The organism is Paraburkholderia sp. RL17-380-BIE-A, from assembly GCF_046028085.1.
Lineage (GTDB): Bacteria > Pseudomonadota > Gammaproteobacteria > Burkholderiales > Burkholderiaceae > Paraburkholderia.
The window spans coordinates 17,312-34,071 of record NZ_JARESQ010000024.1; the positions used below are offsets into that span (position 1 = coordinate 17,312).

The following is a 16,760-nucleotide window of genomic DNA, read 5'->3' on the forward strand; positions in this document are numbered from 1 at the left end:
AACGTCATATTTCGAACGTCATTCCGTCGTACGCTACCTCGATGCCGTGTTCGGTCAGCGTGCGCCGTTCTGGCCCATCCTCGACGAGAATCGGATTGGTGTTGTTGATGTGAATCAGCACCTTGCGGACATTGTGCGCGTCGAGCGAATCCAGTACCTCGATCATGCCGCCCGGCCCGGATTGTTGCAGATGGCCCATATCGGCAGCAGTCTTCTTCGAGAGACCCAGGCGGATCATTTCGTCGCCGGTCCACACCGTACCGTCGACTAGCAGCAGGTCAGCCTCACGCATCGCGGCGAGCACGTGCGCTTCGATCGCGCCGAGTCCGGGCGCGTAGAACACGCGCTTGCCGGTCTGCCGGTTCGTGATGACGAGCCCGATATTGTCGCCGCGCTCGGGTGCGTTGCGATGCGGCGAATAGGGCGGCGCCTTGCTCGACAGCGGCAGCGCGTCGATCTGTACGCCGTTGAGTGCGTCCACGGCGAGCGGCGCGCCGTCGAGCGCGATACGGCGATGTTCGACGCCGCAATAGTGCGAGAGGATCGGCGCGACCGGAAAACCGCTGCACAGGTCCTGCCAAACGGCATCGGTTGCGTAGAGCGGCAGTGGCGTGTCGCGCTCGCGCAGCATCAGCAGGCCGGTGACGTGGTCGATCTGCGCGTCGATGACGAGCACTGCGGCAATGCCGCTATCGCGCACGCGGCGGGCCGGCTGCAATTCCGGATTGGCGGCGATCTGCGCGAGCAGATCGGGCGACGCGTTGACGAGCAGCCAGTCCTCGCCATTCGCACTGACTGCGATCGACGATTGCGTGCGGCGCGTCGCCTTCAGCGTGCCGCGCCGCACGCCGTCGCAATTGTGGCAATTGCAATTCCATTGCGGGAAACCGCCGCCCGCCGACGAGCCGAGTACCTTGATTTTCATGCCGCGCGGCGCAGAACGCGCCCCTCGTGAGCGGTTGGAAGGAACATCGTTGCGAGTGCGTGGGCAACACGTTCGTGCAGTCTCGGGTCGCTCGCGAGATGGCCGGCGCGCACGCATTCGACGTGGGCCGCGGGAACGGCACGCACGAGACGTCGCAGATTGCCCGGTGGGCAGACTGGATCGCGTGAGCCATGCACCGCGGCGAGCGGCACGCCGGCCGAGGCAGCGTGGCGCGCCAGCGCGAGCAGACGGGTTTCGCCGAGCCAGCAGCGATGCATCAGGTAGTGGGCCTGAATGCGGTATTTGCCGACCAGCTTGCGTACGTCTCGACGCGAAGTTCGTGCGGGCGAGTGTGAGCGGCGCGAGTCGGCGCTGGCGAGCACGGCATTTTCATAGCCGCGCCATGCGAGTGCGAGCGCATGCTGGGTCGCTTCCTTTGCATCGCCACCCCGTTGCAAGCGCTCATGGCAGCGGGCCAGCAACGCGGCGGGCCGGTCGCAATGCGCGGCCGCACAGAGCTGCGTCCATGCCCGTGGTGCGTGTTTGCGCGCCGTGACGAAGAGCCCGCGGACCTCGCGCAACGAAGTGAGAAACAGCCCACGCATCACCACGCCCGTCACCGAGTGCGGATGCCGGCCGGCGTAAGCGAGCGCGAGCGCGGCGCCCCACGAGCCGCCGAGTACGCCCCAACGCTGCACGCCCAGGCGAACGCGGATCGCTTCAATGTCTTCGATCAGCCTATCCGTGCGGTTATGGCGCACGCTGCCGTGCGGCGTCGAGGCGCCCGTGCCGCGCTGGTCGATCAGCACGACCCTGAAGCGCGTCAGATCGAAAAGCCGCAGCGCGCCTGGCTGGCTGCCGCTGCCTGGGCCACCGTGCAATACGACGACCGGCACGCCGTCAACTGCGCCCGCCACCGTGAACGACACACGATGCCCGTCGCGCGTACGCAGCGTATCGACCTTCAGCGGTGCAGGTGCCGACGCCTGCCGTGAAGCGCGCCGCGTCATGGCAACATCCTCGCGAGCAGATTGTCGCGATCGATCAACTGATGCTTGAGCGCACCCGCCACATGCAGCACGATCAATACGATCAGCGCATAGCCGATCGCCTGGTGAAGCCCGAAGAAAAGTTCGCGCAAGCTCGCGTCATCCCAGCCCCACTTTGGCAGCGCAATGCCCCAGAAGCGCGTCCCGTAACGGTTGAACGACGAACCCAGATAGCCGCACACCGGCATCGCGACCATGGCTACATATAAAAGGCCCTGCGTAGTGCGCGCGGCGGCGCGTTGCCACGGTCGCATCGGCGGCAAGGGCGGCCCTTTGAAGGCCGCACGCGCCATGATGCGCAGAAGCACCAGCAGGAAAACCGTCAGTCCGACCGACTTGTGAAGGTTGAGCAGCGTCGCCTTGAGAGGCAGCCCCTTCGGCAGTCCGACCATATACAGTCCAAGCGCGAGCAGGCCGATAATGCCGACGGCAATCAGCCAGTGCAACGCGATCATCGCGCCGGCATAGCGCGGTGCGGGTGCGTCGGCACCCGCAGATAGGTGGGGAGAATGCGCCATCGTCATGCCTGTCTCCTTCGTTATCCGGTGTTTCTGCCGAACACCGTTTGCCTGGCCGCTTTGCGGGCCGACCGGTTTCGGCGGCTAGCTCACGACCAGTATTTCGCCGCGTCCGTCGACTGCGAGATCACCCGTATGACGCGCCGGCAAGCTCGCCGTGCGCCACTGCGAGAAGGGCGCGATTTCATCGGCGAGACTGCGCACGAGGAGCGCCCAGAACACGTCGAAACCGCGACCGCCGCCGGTAAACGTCGGCGGCAAGCGCGTGGGCCGCTGGGCAAGCACGAGCGTGCCGCGTCTCATACCATACGCATAATGCGCGCCCAGTTGCCCGGCGATACCAATGGTGCCGGCCACGAGCCGCGACGCGGCAAAATCGCCCGCATTGCCGCCGACCAGCACGAGGCCGCGGCGCATGCGATCAGCAAGCCGTGCGCCCGCGTTGCCATGAATCGTCAGCGTGCCGCCTGTCATGCCTTCCATGTCGCCGGCGAGTGCGCCGGCGGCAAAATCGCCGCTATGGCCGGTCACGGTGAGGCGGCCGCCGCGCATTTCACATGCGGTGAAATGGCCGGCGTCGCCGTGAATCTGCAACGTGCCGCCCGCCATCTGGAAACCGCTAAAGTCGCCGGTCGAACCGTGCACGACGATATGCCCGTCCGCCATCCGCGCACCGATACGATCAAGCCAGGGTGCCGCGTTCTCGATCACCAGCATGGCGCCAGCGTGAGGCGCCGCGGGTTCAGTGGCGGCCTCATGGCGCGACACGTCGAATATATCGCCCACGATACACCTGTCATTGCCCGCGGGCAGGGCGAGGCGCTCGATCTGCGCCACGCTCATCGCCGCGAGCGACGCCGGCTGCAGCGCGGAAGCGTCGACGCGGAAACCCGGGGCCGTTTTCACGCGCAACGTGGTGTGTTGACTCATGCGCGGCTCCCGTCGAGGCCTGCGGCAAGGCTGTGCAGGTGAAAGTGGTAAGGCCCCAGCTTGCCGCCGTAGTTGCCCGCCGAAATCCGCAGCAGGCCTGCCGCCCGCCCGAGTCCGGTGGCCGCAGCGATCCCCGCGCTCATCGCGGCGCCGACATCCGCATCCGTGAGCCCGTCGATCACGATTTCGAGCACGCAGCCGACTTCCGCGCTCAGTTCGCTGCGCGGCGAGAGACCCGTGAGGGTGGGACAGAACGCGTCGTTGGTGGAGGCGCTCGCGCCTTTGTATCTGGAGCCGACCTTCGAACCCGAGCGCACCACGCCGCCCGGGAACGGCATGATCACATTCCGCAGCTTGCGCATGGCGGCGACCGCCGCTTCCGAGGCGGCGAGCGCGGCGTCGATATCGCGCGCGAGCAGGATCAGGTTGCCGCCGCCCACGGCCTTGACGGTCAGCGCGGTGTCTTCGCAGACGAACTCGCCGTCCATGACCGGCACGCGCCAGTAACGCGTGTCGCCGAGCATCTTCGAGATTTGCCAGCCATCGCCGAAAAAACGCAGCCCGCTGCCGAGCGACGCCCGATCGGATAGCGGCGCGCCGCTCGTGTCAGGATCGATGCCGCCATACACGGCGGTGGTCGGACACGTGAGCACGCATTGTCCGACGCGCCGCCCGATCTGTTTGGCCAATTCCTTCGACGACACCGCGAACAGCAGCACCGTCACACCCGGCCGGCCATCGGGCGTTTCCGCGGGCGGCAGCATGCGCTCGACGCCGGCCTCGCAGCCGCAGCCGATCACCGAGGTCGCGAACCCCGTCAGCGAGTTGGCGGCATGCATCGCCCACGCCGGCGTATGGGCGGTGATGACGAGCCGGGTCGCCTTCATCGGAAAAGCTTCCGCGAAGGTGGCGTCGATCGTGGTGCCGTTGATCTGCAGGGTCGCCGGTTCGCTCATTGTGTGCGCTTCACTTTGTGCTCAGCCGTTCGCGAGACATTCGACCGGCAGCAATCTGCCGCCGCGGCAGCAATTGCAGATCTCGTCGTCGCTGATGGCCGCATGCGCGAAGTTGCTCGCGAGATTAGCGTCGCTGTAGGCGCGCAGCGTCTTCTCAATGCCGCGATCGAATTCGGGCGAGACGAAATGGATGCCGCCCGTGGGCGTGGCGACGAGCGTGCCGTCGCGCGCGACCAGTTCGCCGTCCTTGAACACATAAGCGGGCGACGTAAACATCCGCTCGCGGTCCGCGACATCGCGATAGACGGCAATATCCGCCGCGGCGCCCACGCCCAGATGGCCCCGGTCGCGCAGTCCGAGCAGGCGAGCCGGTCCGGCGCGCGTGATGATGGCGATCTCGTACAGCGAGAACTCGCGTTGCAACTGCGGCAACGCGCTCGCCACTTGCGCGTCGGCATTGAGCCTCGCGAGCTGCTCGTCGCGAAACGATTTGTCCATCAGCAGACGGATCAGATGCGGATAGCTCGTAAACGGGCCGCCGTTCGGATGATCGGTCGTCATCGCGACACGCCACGGGTCGTCGACCAGCAAAAAGATTTCAAGCCCGATGATCCACTGCAATGCATTCACATAGCTCTGCTCGCGATAGCGGAACGGCACCACGCCACAGCCCGCGTCGCATTCGATATCGCCGACCACCCATTTGTGCGGCCGCGCGAGCGGCGTGTTGCGGAACTGCATCATGGTGTCACCGGAGGCCGTGACGGTCTGTCCGAAGATGATCTGGCCGACGTCGATCGACACGTTCGGCCGCGCGTTCACCGCTTCCGCGATCTGCCGCGCGCCCGACGAAAATTTTTGCGGACCCTCGGTGCCATAGCTATGAAACTGGATATGCGTGAGATGGATCGGCAGCCCGTCGGCGGCATCCATCGTGGCGATCGTCGAGTCGATATTGCCGGGCACGCCGAGATTGCTCGCGTGCACATGCAGCGGATGCGGCACGCGCAGTTCGGTCAACGCGCGCGACAACGTGTGCAGCACATCGCGCGGCGTGATGCCGTAGTGCACGTGCGGCTCGTCGACGTTGAGCGAGCGCTGGTTGAATTTGAATGCGGAGATGCCGCCCGGATTGACGACCTTCACGCCGAGCGCCTTGCTCGAGTGAATCGTCCAGCCGATGTAGTCGCGCAGACGCTCGAAGTCATTGCGTGCAGCGAGCATCTGCAGGAACAGTTCGTCGTTGCCGAGCATCACATACGCGCCGTGGTCGATGATCGGCGTATCGCCCATTTCGAGGTGCGTGTGGCGTGCGTTGGACGGCATCATGGCCGGTTCGAACGCGGCCGTGTAGCCCATCTCGGCGTAGCGGTAGCCGGTCGCGAGCGTGCCGGGCGTGCACACGCCGCACGACGGTAGCCGCAGGTAGCGGCCGTTCGCGTCCTGTACCGCTTCGTAGGCGGCGTCCCGCACAGGATCGTCGCGATGATCCTCGGGTAGCAGCAGGCGCGAAAGATTGGTCTTGCCGCCGCCGATATGCGAGTGCATGTCGATACCGCCTGCCATCACGATCATGCCGGTGGCATCGTATTCATGATCGGCCGGCGTGGTGGCGGGCAGGTCGACAACGCGGCCGTCGCGGAACGTCAGATCGCGGCGCTCGCCGTCGACGCCGTTCGCCGGGTCGTAGATCGTGCCGCCTTTGAGCCGGACGAGACTCATGACTGCACCTGTGCGGCGGGCTCGGCGACGAGTCGCGCGGCCAGTTGCGAGACGATCGCCGCCACCGAGGGCAGCGCCGCGCCTCGCGCAGGAGCAAGCGGCATGACGACCGAGCCGTCGACACGAAACAGATGGCCGCCGCTATCGATGCCTGGCGTCGCGACCGGAATGAAGACAGTGGCGCCGCCGCGCGCTTTGGCGGCGTCGGCTAGAGCGGGATGGCCGAGCACGATCGCCGGCACGTTCTCCTCGAGCGCTTGCGGCCATGCCGGCGGCGCGAAGCTGGCGACCCACAGCAGGGCATCGATTTCGCCCTCGGCGAGCAGTCTGGCCGTGCGATAGCGATACGGATCGTAGTCGAGCGGCGCCGCGCCGGCGATGCGTGCGGGCGTCGAGACACGCGTGCGGAGCGGCAGACCCGAGAGCCAGGTCACGGTCTGGTTGACGGTCAATGCGCCGTCGTCGCCGCCGAGCGCGAGACAGCCGGCGCGTACCGTGCGGTTTGCCGCTTTGACGATCCGGTTCAAGGCTTCGATCAGCAATGCGGCGTGCGGGCCGGGCAGTGCGGCAGGCTCGTAGACGAGCACGGTGTAGTGCGCGGCGGCGATGCGCGCCTGCAGCGTGGCCAGTGCTTGTGCCGCACCCGTGCCGTTGTCTTGCAACGTGCCGGCTTCACGGCCTTCGGCTAGCGCGGACCAAAGCGCGAGCGTATCGAAAGGATCGGCGTGCGGCAGGAGCGCTTCGACGTGTGTATTCGCCAGGCCGCTCGCAGCCGGGTCGGGCGTGCAACCGACGAACACCAGCTCGCGTTGCTGCGGCGTGCCTTCCAGCGTACGCGCGAAAAATCGCGGATAACGCTGCGACGGCTGACAGCCGAAAAACACCAGCAGGTCCGCACGCGAACGCACTTCGGAAAGCGTCGTGAAAAACGAGCCGCGATCCTGCAATGACAGCGTGGCGGCGCTCGATGCATCGCCATGCAGATGGTCGAGGATCGCGCCGCAGCCGGCGGCGAGCGTGTACAGCGCGCGGGTGCCCGCAACGTCCGTGGTCAGCGCACCGAACAACGGGCGGCGTGCCGACGACAGGATCCGCGCCGCGCTCGCCACTGCGGTATCGAGATCCGCGTCGTGTCCGTCGACGCTGTTGCGGCATGCTGCGTCCGCATTGCCGAAACACGCAAGCGCTTGCGCGAGCCGCGGGCATTCGGTATCCGGCACGGCGAGCGTGGCGTCTTCGCGAGACTCGACGACGAGGTCGTCGCACAGCAGTGGGCAGAACGGGCAGGTCCAATCGCGCGTCACTGTCGAGGCGGGCACGTTGGCCGCGGCCGACGGGTTCGGGGACGATGGATCATTGGGCGAGAGATGCATGGCCGCATTGTTAGCAAGCTCCATGCCGATCTGAATACAAGCCGGTGGCGCGGGTGTGCGACGCGTCGCGCGTGGCTTATGTGGCCCTGCGCTTAAAGCAATCGATACGGTCGCGGTTTTCGCCGCATTGCGCAGTCGTGGCGCTGATTCGGCGACGCGCCTGCCGGCTGCGCCGCACAGGTTGTGTGTCAACCTGGAGCAGAGTGTCACGAACTGCCACAACAGCTTGCCGTTCGTTTACATGCACACCCCCTGCGCCGATTGGCATGGAATTTGTATGGCTCGCTTAGGTGGACTCGGTGAGTGGCATGCCGATTCGGCGATCATGCAGCGCGGACGCCACGAGCCACGCAGAAGCGCCAGTGCGGGCTGCTGCCGCCATATCGTCGCGATCACGAATGCCGCCTGCTCCGATCACGGCGGTTTGCGCGGGTGCAGCGGCACGAATGCGTTCGACGGTGGCGAGATCGGGGCCGTCGTAGCTGCCCACCTGATCGAGTGTCATCGCGATCACTCTTCGAGGCCACCATGCGGCGGTGCGTTCGAAGGCGGTAGCGGTGAGCAGTTGGCCGGCGCGATGGTCGAGCGAAAGGATCGGCGAGAGTCCGGCAGCGTCGGCGGCGCAGAGCGCGTCGAGGTCGTGGAGCGACTCGGTGCCGAAGACAGGTACGAGAGTCGCAAGATCGTGCGCAGGAGGTGGATTGCCGCTGTGGCTGTTGCGCTTGCCGGTGGCTTCGATGCGTTCGAACAGCGTATGCATCGACGAGTAGTCGGCATAGCCCGCGTCGAGCCAGATGTCAGTGCCGGGCAGGGCGGCACGCAATGCAGCGAGCGTCTCGACATGAGCGCCTTGCTGAAGGATCGCGCCGAGGTCGGCGATATAGAGCGTTCGTGCGCCGCTTGCGGCAAGCAGCGCACGAGCGATGTGAAGCGGCTCGCTGGTGGCGGCGAGCGACGAGCGGATCGGCCGATAGGCCGTGCGTTCGCCGCGCACCGCGCGCACCACGTGGCCGTCGAGCAGATCGAGAACCGGTATCACCTGCATAGGGGCGCGTTCCTTTGACCAAGATCTTTGTCTTCGAGTATCTCACCGGCGGCGGTATCGACCCGGCGCATGCCGGCGCGGCGAGTCTTGCCGACCTGAGCGCGCTGATCGTCGAAGGCCGGGTGATGCGCGACGCGCTCGTGAACGACTTGCGCGAACTCGACGGTGTGCGAGTGAGCTTCGCGAGTTCGCGCTTCGAAACCGTCGACCCGGCGCTCGCTCATTGTAGGGCCGCGCAAGGGGAGTCGATGACGGCTTTCGTCGCACGGGTGGCGCGTGAACACGATTACGCGTGGATCATCGCGCCGGAATGCGATGGGCTGCTGCTGCGTCTGTACGATGCGGTGGGCGCGGCGCGCTGGCTCGGCTGCGCGAAAGAAGCGATCCGCGTGGCGTCGAGCAAGAGCGCGACGGCGGCGTGCCTCGCGGCGCATGGCATCGCCACCACGCCTGCTATCGAACCCGGACAGACCGAACCAGGACAGGCCGAACCGGCACAGGCCGATGAGCGGCGCGGCGAGCGTTGGGTCGTGAAACCCGACGACGGCGCGGGCGGTCTCGATACCTTCGTGTTCGACAATTTCGTCGACGCCTGCGCCGAATACGAAGCCCGCGCGGCCGCCGCACGCAACCCCGTACTGCAGGCATGGGTCGAGGGCGAACCGCTCAGCCTTTCGCTCGTCTGCCGCGCCGAGGGCGTGGAACTCGTGAGCATCAACCGTCAGCAAATCAGCTTGAGCGCAGGCGATGCGGGGCAGCAACCGCGCATCGTCGAATTCGACGGCGTGACGGTCAACCAGATCGATCCGGCCGGCGACCAGGGCCGCATGCTCGACGTGCTCGCGCAACGCGTCGCGAAGGCAATGCCGGGCTTGCGCGGCTTTGTCGGCATCGACGTGGTGTGGCATCCGCAGCGCGGGCCGGTTGTGATCGAGGTCAATCCGCGGCTGACCGTCGCGTATGCCGGCCTTTCCGAGGCGCTGGGCGGCAACCTCGCACGCACGCTGCTCGCCGCGCACGGGGTGCGCATCGAGCGATCCGGTCCGGCGGCGCGCAGCCATGGCGCGCCGTGTGCCTGCGGAGCCCAGCCATGAGCGCCGCGCATGTCACGGTTAAGCATGCAACCCCCACGACGGAACAACGCGCGCCGATATTCGGCTGGGATGTCGGCGGCGCGCACGTCAAGGTTTCGCTGACCGATGGCCACGGCGCCGTGCTCGACATCGCGCAATGGGCGTGTCCGCTGTGGCAGGGGCTCGACCATCTCGAGCGAACCATCGACCTCGTCTTCGAACGCTGGCCCGCCGCGCAGACAGCGGCCGCGCAACACGCGGTGACAATGACCGGCGAGATGGTCGACCTGTTCGAGGACCGCGCGCAAGGCGTGCGGGCGATCGCCGCCGCGCTGGCGCAGCGGCTCGGGCCGCGGCTGCGCTTCTACGCCGGCGACGCAGGCTGGCTTACGCCGCAGACCTGCGCGGCCGGCTGGCGCAGCGTCGCCTCGGCGAACTGGCTCGCGACCGCGCGCTGGGTGGCCGCACGCGTATCCGACGCGCTGCTCGTCGACATCGGCAGCACCACCACCGACATCATTCCGCTCGCGGGCGGCCGTGTCGTCGCGCGTGCCGCGACCGATGCCGGGCGGCTCGCCACGGGCGAACTCGTGTACCAGGGCGTGGTGCGCACGCCGTTGTGCGGTATCGCGCAGCGCATCGAATTCGCCGGGGCGGCCGTCAACGTGATGAACGAATGGTTTGCGACCACGGCGGACGTCTACCGGCTCACGGGTGAACTGGCGCCGCAGTACGACCTGTACCCGAGCGCCGACCAGGGACCGAAGACGCAGAGCGCAAGCCGCACACGGCTCGCGCGGATGATCGGCCGGGATGCCCATGAAGCGGACCCGGCCGAATGGCGCAGGTTCGCGCTCCGCTGGCGCGAGCTGCAGATGCGCGAAATCGGCGTGAATCTGGCGCGCGTCACGGCGGCGCACCCTGAACTCGCCGCCGCGCCGCTGGTGGGCGCCGGCTGCGGACGTTTTCTCGCGGCTGCGCTGGCGCGCGAAGAGGCACGCGGCTACATCGATTTCGGCGCGCTGGCGGCGGTGCCAGCGAGCCGCCTGGACTGGGCCGCGACGTGCGCGCCGAGTGTGGCGGTGGCATTGCTGGCCGCAATGCAGCAGGGCGAAGCCACCGACGAAAACCGCAGCGCGGCGCCGCGGGCGGCGTGAGGCGAACGACTTGAGGCGAACGACTCGGCGTGGCGCAGGTTTGGTTTGCCGCGTGAGGCGGAAAAGCCGCTGGCAGACGCGGCGGAACAGGCAGACGCATCGCGCAATTGAGCAAACAGCAGGCAAATGCAGTCAATCGGAAGCGAGGACAACGGTCATGTGGGTGGTCAAGATCGGGGGCAGCCTGAGTCACGAGCCGACGCTGCGCCACTGGCTCACCGAGCTCTGTGAAGTGGGGGGCGGGCGCGTCGTCATCGTGCCCGGTGGCGGCGATTTCGCGGACAAGGTGCGGCAATACCAGAGCGAGTGGCGCTTCGACGATCTCGCCGCCCATAACATGTGTCTGCTCGCCATGACGCAATACGCGATTCTCATGCAAGGGGTGTTGCCTGAACTCGTGCTCGCTTCGAGCGAGGCGAAGATCCGCCGCGCGCTGCGCGACGGCCATGTCGCCGTATGGGTGCCGACCGCGCTGATGCGCGACACGCCGGACGCGATGAGCAACTGGGACACCACCTCGGACAGCCTCGCCGCATGGCTCTCGACGATGCTCAACGCCGAGCGGCTGATCGTGGTGAAGTCATGCCCGATCTCCGAGGGCGAGCGGCTCGAGACGCTGGCCGCGAGCGGCGTGGTCGACCGGTGTTTCGTCGACTATGTGAACGAAGCCAACTACGTGGTCGAACTGCTCAACAAGGACAATGTCGCGTTGATGCGCGACCGGCTGCTGAATACGCCGGTGAGCTAGCGCCCGGCCGCGTTGCGTGTCGCCGTCCGTGCAGCGAAATGCGACGACTTGCAACGACATGCGCAAGCGGCAAGCGCGCCTTAGAAATGGGCCACGCCCGCGGCGCTCGCATCCGCTGCGGCAACGGCGCCGCTCACCTCGCCCGCAGGACGATGCAGCGCGGCGGCCCATTGCGCGACGCGTTGCGGATCGAGCCGCGAGCGCCGTCCATCGACACAGAGCGCCGTGCGAAAACCCGCCACATCCGGCGCGAGCGCACGAATCTGGTCGTACTGCGCCCAGCCGAGCGAACCGGCAATGCCGCTCATGGCGCCGCGCTCGCGTGTGATCCGTAGCCACTGCGCGAGCGTGTCGCTATCCACGTGGTCGAACAGCGTGCTGCCGTCTTTGCCGGACGTGTCGAACATCATGCCCACGAAGCCGAGCGTGGCCGCGTAAGCGACCAGCTCGCCGTCCATGCCGCCGTCGCACAGCAGCACGGGCACGACCGCCGCCGGCAGGCTGGCCAGTTGATCGAGGCAGTGCCGTGCGGCCGGTCCGCGCGTCACGCCCACTTTCACATAATCGACGCCCGCGTCGCTGACTTCGATGACGCGTGTGGCGATCTCGTCCAGTGCGTCCGACGGCACGTCGCCAATCGTCGCGCTGATCGGCTTGACCGGGTAATGGGCGCGCAGCCGGCGCGCGATCCGCGTGATATCGCTAATCGACACACCGCCGAGCGCGCCCGCGTTCGGCTCTTTCAGGTCGATCAGGTCGGCGCCGGCCTGGGCGGCGTCGAACGCCTCGTCGTCCGAGCGGACGCTCGCGAGCAATGCGGTCATCGAGATTCTCCGAAACACGGGAAGGGCTAGTGGGATACGAGTTCGGCGGCCGAACCGCCGGAAGCTGCGAGATTCTCGCGGTGCCGCGCGATCGCGGCCGTGAGCCAGCTCCAGGCGGTGAGTTCGACCTCGCCCGCGGTTTTGTCGATGGCGATCTGCAGGTAGGCCATTTCCCGGTCCACCTTGTCGGCGGGCAGCATGAAAAGCCGGCTGACGAGAATCGCGCCTTCCACCACCGCGGCCTGGGCGCGGTTAAAGCCGCCGAACGGCGCATGGTTTTCGCGGTGCACGCATTTCATGCGCAGCACCGGGCGCTCCTTGTCGTCGCGGAGTTCGTCGAGTTCGAGTTCCGTATGCGCGAGCGACTCGGCGAGCCTGACGCTAGCCACGCGGCTTGCCGCGAGTGTCGGCCAATCGGTGGCGCAATGCGTGACGCAGCCGGCGAAGATACGAACGTCCGTGGTGAAGTTCAGTACCGCCGCGCGCGATGCGACGATATTGTCGAGCGTCACCGAAGGACGAAAAGGGGAAAGGATGACGAAGTCGCCCTCATAACGGGCTCCCATCGGCGCGATATGAGGACGGCCATCGCACGCTGCCGTGGTGACGATCGTTTCGTGGATCATGGCTGGGAACGCGTGTCCTGGCAGCGCCGAAAGGCCGGCCGTCTAGCTAGGGATTAACCCACCAATCCGCAGAAGGGCCGCGTCTCGCGGCCCTTGCGGGCTTAACGCGTAGCGATATACATCGTGATTTCGAAACCAAAACGCATATCGGTGTAGCTCGGAGTCGTCCATTGCATATGTGCTTCCTCCATGTAGTGATACAGCGTTGCGCCGTCGGTCCGGCGTGATGCCGAACTGCATTGGCGTTCATTACCACGCAAGCTCCATGCCGGGTTTTCGACCACGCGGCGTGAACCGCGCAGTGACGCGCCGCAATACAGCGTTTGCCGAATTGCACCGGCGCGGCGACCGGGCGGGCGGCACGAAACTGTGACGCCGCGCACTGTTCCGGGAATGCAGCAAAGTGTTCCATGACGGGCAGACGCTTGCTGTCCTCCTGTCACGCCATGCTTGCAGTTCCCATATGAGCCATTGTCCACCGTTCCGAGCGCGGGTGTTGAAAATTCGCTTCGCGTTTCCGTGATGGATAACGGATCGGTTAAGTCTGCCAAATAAAATCGTGAATTCTCAATGACTGCGTTCATGCCTACAGTGCACACAAGCGCTTCGTTCTTCCGGCAGCGCGCCTGTTCACACTCGAGGATACGTCATGAACGATTTCAGTCAACCGGTGATCGATTCCATACACAAGCCGCGCGATGCGGCGAACCCTCGCGAACGGTACGCCGCGGGCGTGATGAAGTATCGCGAGATGGGCTACTGGCAGCCGGATTACACGCCGAAAGATACCGACGTGATCGCGCTCTTTCGCATTACGCCGCAACCCGGCGTGGATCCGGAGGAGGCGGCGGCGGCCGTGGCAGGCGAATCGTCCACGGCGACCTGGACCGTGGTGTGGACCGACCGGCTGACCGCATGCGACATGTACCGCGCGAAAGCCTATCGTGTCGATCCGGTGCCGGCCTCGAACGCCGGCGAACCGCAGTACTTCGCATACATCGCCTATGAACTGGATCTGTTCGAAGAAGGGTCGGTCGCGAACCTGACCGCGTCGATCATCGGCAACGTGTTCGGCTTCAAACCGCTCAAGGCGCTGCGTCTCGAAGACATGCGCATACCTGTTGCTTATCTGAAGACCTTCCAGGGGCCGCCGACCGGCATCGTCGTCGAACGTGAACGGCTCGACAAGTACGGACGGCCGCTGCTTGGGGCCACCGTCAAGCCGAAACTGGGACTGTCGGGCAAGAACTATGGTCGCGTGGTGTACGAAGGATTGAGTGGCGGGCTGGATTTTCTGAAGGACGACGAGAACATCAATTCGCAGGCGTTCATGCACTGGCGCGACCGTTTTCTGTTTGCGATGGAAGCAGTGAATCACGCGCAAGCGCAGACGGGTGAAGTGAAAGGCCATTACCTGAACGTGACGGCCGGCACGATGGAGGACATGTATGAGCGCGCCGAATTCGCGAAGGAACTGGGTTCATGCATCGTAATGATCGATCTGGTGATCGGCTGGACCGCGATTCAATCGATGGCGCGCTGGGCGCGCAGGAACGACATGATCCTACACCTGCATCGCGCGGGACACAGCACCTATACGCGCCAGCGCAATCACGGCATTTCGTTTCGCGTGATCGCGAAGTGGCTGCGTATGGCGGGTGTCGATCACGCGCATGCGGGCACGGCGGTCGGCAAGCTCGAAGGCGATCCGCTCTCGGTGCAGGGCTATTACAACGTGTGCCGCGAGGCGCACAACGAGGTCGATCTGTCGCGCGGGATTTTCTTCGACCAGCCGTGGGCCGGCCTGCGCAAAGTGATGCCGGTGGCCTCGGGCGGTATTCATGCGGGACAGATGCATCAACTGCTCGATCTGTTTGGCGACGACGCGATCCTGCAGTTCGGCGGCGGCACGATCGGCCATCCGGCCGGGATTCAGGCGGGCGCGGTGGCCAATCGCGTCGCGCTCGAAGCCATGGTGAAGGCGCGCAACGAGGGCCGCGACATCGTTCACGAAGGGCCGGACATTCTCGAAGCCGCGGCGCGCTGGTGTACGCCGCTCAAGCAGGCGCTCGATACGTGGCGGGACGTGACCTTCAACTACGCGTCCACCGACACGCCGGATTTCGCCGCCACGCCGACCGCCGCTTGAGCGGCGGGCATTTGAAGATTCTCCGCGCAGGTCTGACCGCAGTGCCGCCGCATTGCGCGGGAGACTGTCGGCGCCGCTCCGAACGCTGCATTCATCAACGAGGTACGTCATGCGTATTACACAGGGCACGTTTTCCTTCTTGCCGGAATTGACCGACGAGGAGATCAGCTTGCAGATCGACTATGCGCTGCGCCAGGGCTGGGCCTGTTCGGTCGAATTCACCGACGACCCGCATCCGCGCAACACCTATTGGGAAATGTGGGGCCTGCCGATGTTCGATCTGCACGATGCGGCCGGCGTGATGCAGGAAGTGAAGGCGTGCCGCGAGGCGCAGCCGCAGCACTACATCAAGATCAACGCATTCGACTCGGTGCGCGGCTTCGAGACGATGCGGCTGTCGTTCATCGTCAACCGTCCGGACGGGGAGCCAGGGTTCCGCCTGACGCGTCAGGACGGCCCGGGACGGGTGCAGCGTTACGGGTTGTCGGGCTACGCGGGCGACCGGCCGTCGGGTGAGCGATACGGGCCGGCGCGTTAGAAGATGGCCTCGCAATGCGAGGCTCGATGAACCGCCATGAGCAGAAGGAGTGGCCATGACCGAAGCTGCCGCCGTCGACACGAACGCGCCGGACACGAACGCGCCGGTTTCCGCAGAGCGGGCCGCTGCCGCTGTCGCGCCCCACGACAGGCGCGCGCCAGCGCCGCAGGTCGATCTCGCCGCGCTCTATCGCGATTCCGGCATCGGCGACGTGCTCGCCGAACTCGACCGCGATCTGGTCGGGCTCGTTCCGGTGAAGACCCGCATTCGCGAGATCGCGGCGCATCTGCTGGTTGAGCGCGCGCGCGATTCGCTCGGTCTCGCGAGCGGCGCGCCCACCTTGCATATGTGTTTCTCGGGCAATCCCGGCACGGGCAAGACCACCGTCGCGCTGCGCATGGCCGAAGTGCTGCACCGGCTCGGCTACATTCGCCGCAATCATCTGGTTTCAGTAACGCGCGACGATCTGGTCGGCCAGTACATCGGCCATACCGCGCCGAAAACGCGCGATGTACTGAAACGCGCGATGGGCGGCGTGCTGTTCATCGACGAAGCGTATTACCTGTACCGCCCGGAAAACGAACGCGATTACGGTCAGGAGGCGATCGAAATCCTGCTTCAGACCATGGAGAACCAGCGCGACGATCTGGTGGTGATTCTGGCCGGATACGCGGATCGCATGGAAGTATTCTTCGAGAGCAATCCGGGCTTTCGCTCGCGCATTGCGCATCACATCACGTTTCCCGACTACGACGGCGCGGAACTGCTCGACATTGCCGAGCGCATGCTCGCGACGATGCACTACCGTTTCGACGGCGATTCGCGGCGTGCTTTCGCGGACTATCTCGCCCTGCGCACCCGCCAGGCGAATTTCGCCAACGCCCGCTCCGTGCGCAATGCGCTCGATCGCTCGCGGCTGCGCCAGGCCAATCGTCTGTTCGCCACGGCGATGCAAGGCGGCGCGCCGATCGACGCAGCCGCGCTCACCCTGATCGCCGCCGCCGACGTGCGTGCGAGCCGCGTGTTCACTGAACCGCTCGCCGCAAACGCCGGGGCGCCTGCGTCCTCTCATGCAACGCGCGCCGTGCCGGCGCCGCCAGGCTAAACGAAAACAATCCTCAGGAGAT

Annotated in this window: 17 protein-coding genes; 6 read left to right on the top strand and 11 right to left on the bottom strand. The window is 66.0% G+C overall.

Annotation, left to right across the window (positions count from 1 at the left end; all coding sequences use genetic code 11):
* Window positions 1-4: 4 nt before the first annotated feature.
* The 8 genes from pqqB to P0D68_RS31125 all read right to left on the bottom strand — a co-directional run bounded on the left by pqqB (window position 5) and on the right by P0D68_RS31125 (window position 8,518).
* Window positions 5-925 carry a pyrroloquinoline quinone biosynthesis protein PqqB gene (gene pqqB, locus P0D68_RS31090; protein WP_408302582.1) on the bottom strand — a complete coding sequence of 307 codons (921 nt, stop codon included), beginning with the start codon at window positions 923-925 and terminating at the stop codon, window positions 5-7.
* Complete coding sequence (locus tag P0D68_RS31095) at window positions 922-1,935, bottom strand: alpha/beta fold hydrolase (RefSeq protein ID WP_408302584.1); 1,014 nt, start codon at window positions 1,933-1,935, stop codon at window positions 922-924. The genes pqqB and P0D68_RS31095 overlap by 4 nt, the downstream gene beginning before the upstream one ends.
* A complete protein-coding gene (locus P0D68_RS31100) occupies window positions 1,932-2,498 on the bottom strand; it encodes a cytochrome b (protein WP_091803597.1) in 567 nt (188 codons plus the stop codon). Before P0D68_RS31100 ends, P0D68_RS31095 begins: the two co-directional genes overlap by 4 nt.
* A 78-nt stretch (window positions 2,499-2,576) precedes the next feature.
* A complete protein-coding gene (locus P0D68_RS31105) occupies window positions 2,577-3,422 on the bottom strand; it encodes a formylmethanofuran dehydrogenase subunit C (RefSeq protein WP_408302586.1) in 846 nt (281 codons plus the stop codon).
* Entirely contained in the window at window positions 3,419-4,378 is a 960-nt protein-coding gene (fhcD, locus tag P0D68_RS31110) for a formylmethanofuran--tetrahydromethanopterin N-formyltransferase (RefSeq protein WP_408302588.1), read from the bottom strand. The genes P0D68_RS31105 and fhcD overlap by 4 nt, the downstream gene beginning before the upstream one ends.
* 21 nt (window positions 4,379-4,399) lie before the next feature.
* On the bottom strand, window positions 4,400-6,100 hold the full coding sequence (locus P0D68_RS31115) for a formylmethanofuran dehydrogenase subunit A (protein WP_408468797.1): 1,701 nt from the start codon (window positions 6,098-6,100) through the stop codon (window positions 4,400-4,402).
* Window positions 6,097-7,473: a molybdopterin-binding domain-containing protein gene (locus P0D68_RS31120; protein WP_408302713.1), complete on the bottom strand. Its 1,377-nt coding sequence runs from the start codon at window positions 7,471-7,473 to the stop codon at window positions 6,097-6,099. Before P0D68_RS31120 ends, P0D68_RS31115 begins: the two co-directional genes overlap by 4 nt.
* 286 nt (window positions 7,474-7,759) lie before the next feature.
* The gene (locus P0D68_RS31125) at window positions 7,760-8,518 is read right to left on the bottom strand and encodes a HisA/HisF-related TIM barrel protein (protein WP_091803582.1); all 759 of its coding nucleotides are present in this window, start codon (window positions 8,516-8,518) and stop codon (window positions 7,760-7,762) included.
* A gap of 14 nt (window positions 8,519-8,532) precedes the next feature.
* On the opposite strand from P0D68_RS31125, the gene P0D68_RS31130 reads away from it, so the two are divergent.
* The 3 genes from P0D68_RS31130 to P0D68_RS31140 all read left to right on the top strand — a co-directional run bounded on the left by P0D68_RS31130 (window position 8,533) and on the right by P0D68_RS31140 (window position 11,496).
* Entirely contained in the window at window positions 8,533-9,612 is a 1,080-nt protein-coding gene (locus tag P0D68_RS31130; protein WP_408302592.1) for an ATP-grasp domain-containing protein, read from the top strand.
* Complete coding sequence (locus tag P0D68_RS31135) at window positions 9,609-10,748, top strand: hydantoinase/oxoprolinase family protein (protein ID WP_408302595.1); 1,140 nt, start codon at window positions 9,609-9,611, stop codon at window positions 10,746-10,748. The genes P0D68_RS31130 and P0D68_RS31135 overlap by 4 nt, the downstream gene beginning before the upstream one ends.
* Before the next feature lie 157 nt (window positions 10,749-10,905).
* Window positions 10,906-11,496 carry an amino acid kinase family protein gene (locus P0D68_RS31140; RefSeq protein WP_091803572.1) on the top strand — a complete coding sequence of 197 codons (591 nt, stop codon included), beginning with the start codon at window positions 10,906-10,908 and terminating at the stop codon, window positions 11,494-11,496.
* Window positions 11,497-11,576: 80 nt separating this feature from the next.
* Here the strand turns inward: P0D68_RS31140 and P0D68_RS31145 are convergent, their stop codons facing one another.
* The 3 genes from P0D68_RS31145 to pqqA all read right to left on the bottom strand — a co-directional run bounded on the left by P0D68_RS31145 (window position 11,577) and on the right by pqqA (window position 13,122).
* On the bottom strand, window positions 11,577-12,320 hold the full coding sequence (locus P0D68_RS31145; RefSeq protein ID WP_408184202.1) for a (5-formylfuran-3-yl)methyl phosphate synthase: 744 nt from the start codon (window positions 12,318-12,320) through the stop codon (window positions 11,577-11,579).
* Window positions 12,321-12,346: 26 nt separating this feature from the next.
* A complete protein-coding gene (locus tag P0D68_RS31150) occupies window positions 12,347-12,946 on the bottom strand; it encodes a DUF447 domain-containing protein (RefSeq protein WP_408302598.1) in 600 nt (199 codons plus the stop codon).
* 101 nt (window positions 12,947-13,047) lie between these two features.
* The gene (gene pqqA, locus P0D68_RS31155) at window positions 13,048-13,122 is read right to left on the bottom strand and encodes a pyrroloquinoline quinone precursor peptide PqqA (protein WP_013342881.1); all 75 of its coding nucleotides are present in this window, start codon (window positions 13,120-13,122) and stop codon (window positions 13,048-13,050) included.
* Between the two features lie 473 nt (window positions 13,123-13,595).
* On the opposite strand from pqqA, the gene P0D68_RS31160 reads away from it, so the two are divergent.
* The 3 genes from P0D68_RS31160 to cbbX all read left to right on the top strand — a co-directional run bounded on the left by P0D68_RS31160 (window position 13,596) and on the right by cbbX (window position 16,738).
* Window positions 13,596-15,095, top strand: a complete 1,500-nt coding sequence (locus P0D68_RS31160; RefSeq protein ID WP_408302600.1) for a form I ribulose bisphosphate carboxylase large subunit — start codon at window positions 13,596-13,598, stop codon at window positions 15,093-15,095.
* 109 nt (window positions 15,096-15,204) lie between these two features.
* A complete protein-coding gene (locus P0D68_RS31165; protein WP_408302602.1) occupies window positions 15,205-15,633 on the top strand; it encodes a ribulose bisphosphate carboxylase small subunit in 429 nt (142 codons plus the stop codon).
* 55 nt (window positions 15,634-15,688) lie between these two features.
* Window positions 15,689-16,738 carry a CbbX protein gene (cbbX, locus tag P0D68_RS31170; protein ID WP_408302604.1) on the top strand — a complete coding sequence of 350 codons (1,050 nt, stop codon included), beginning with the start codon at window positions 15,689-15,691 and terminating at the stop codon, window positions 16,736-16,738.
* Window positions 16,739-16,760 lie beyond the last annotated feature (22 nt).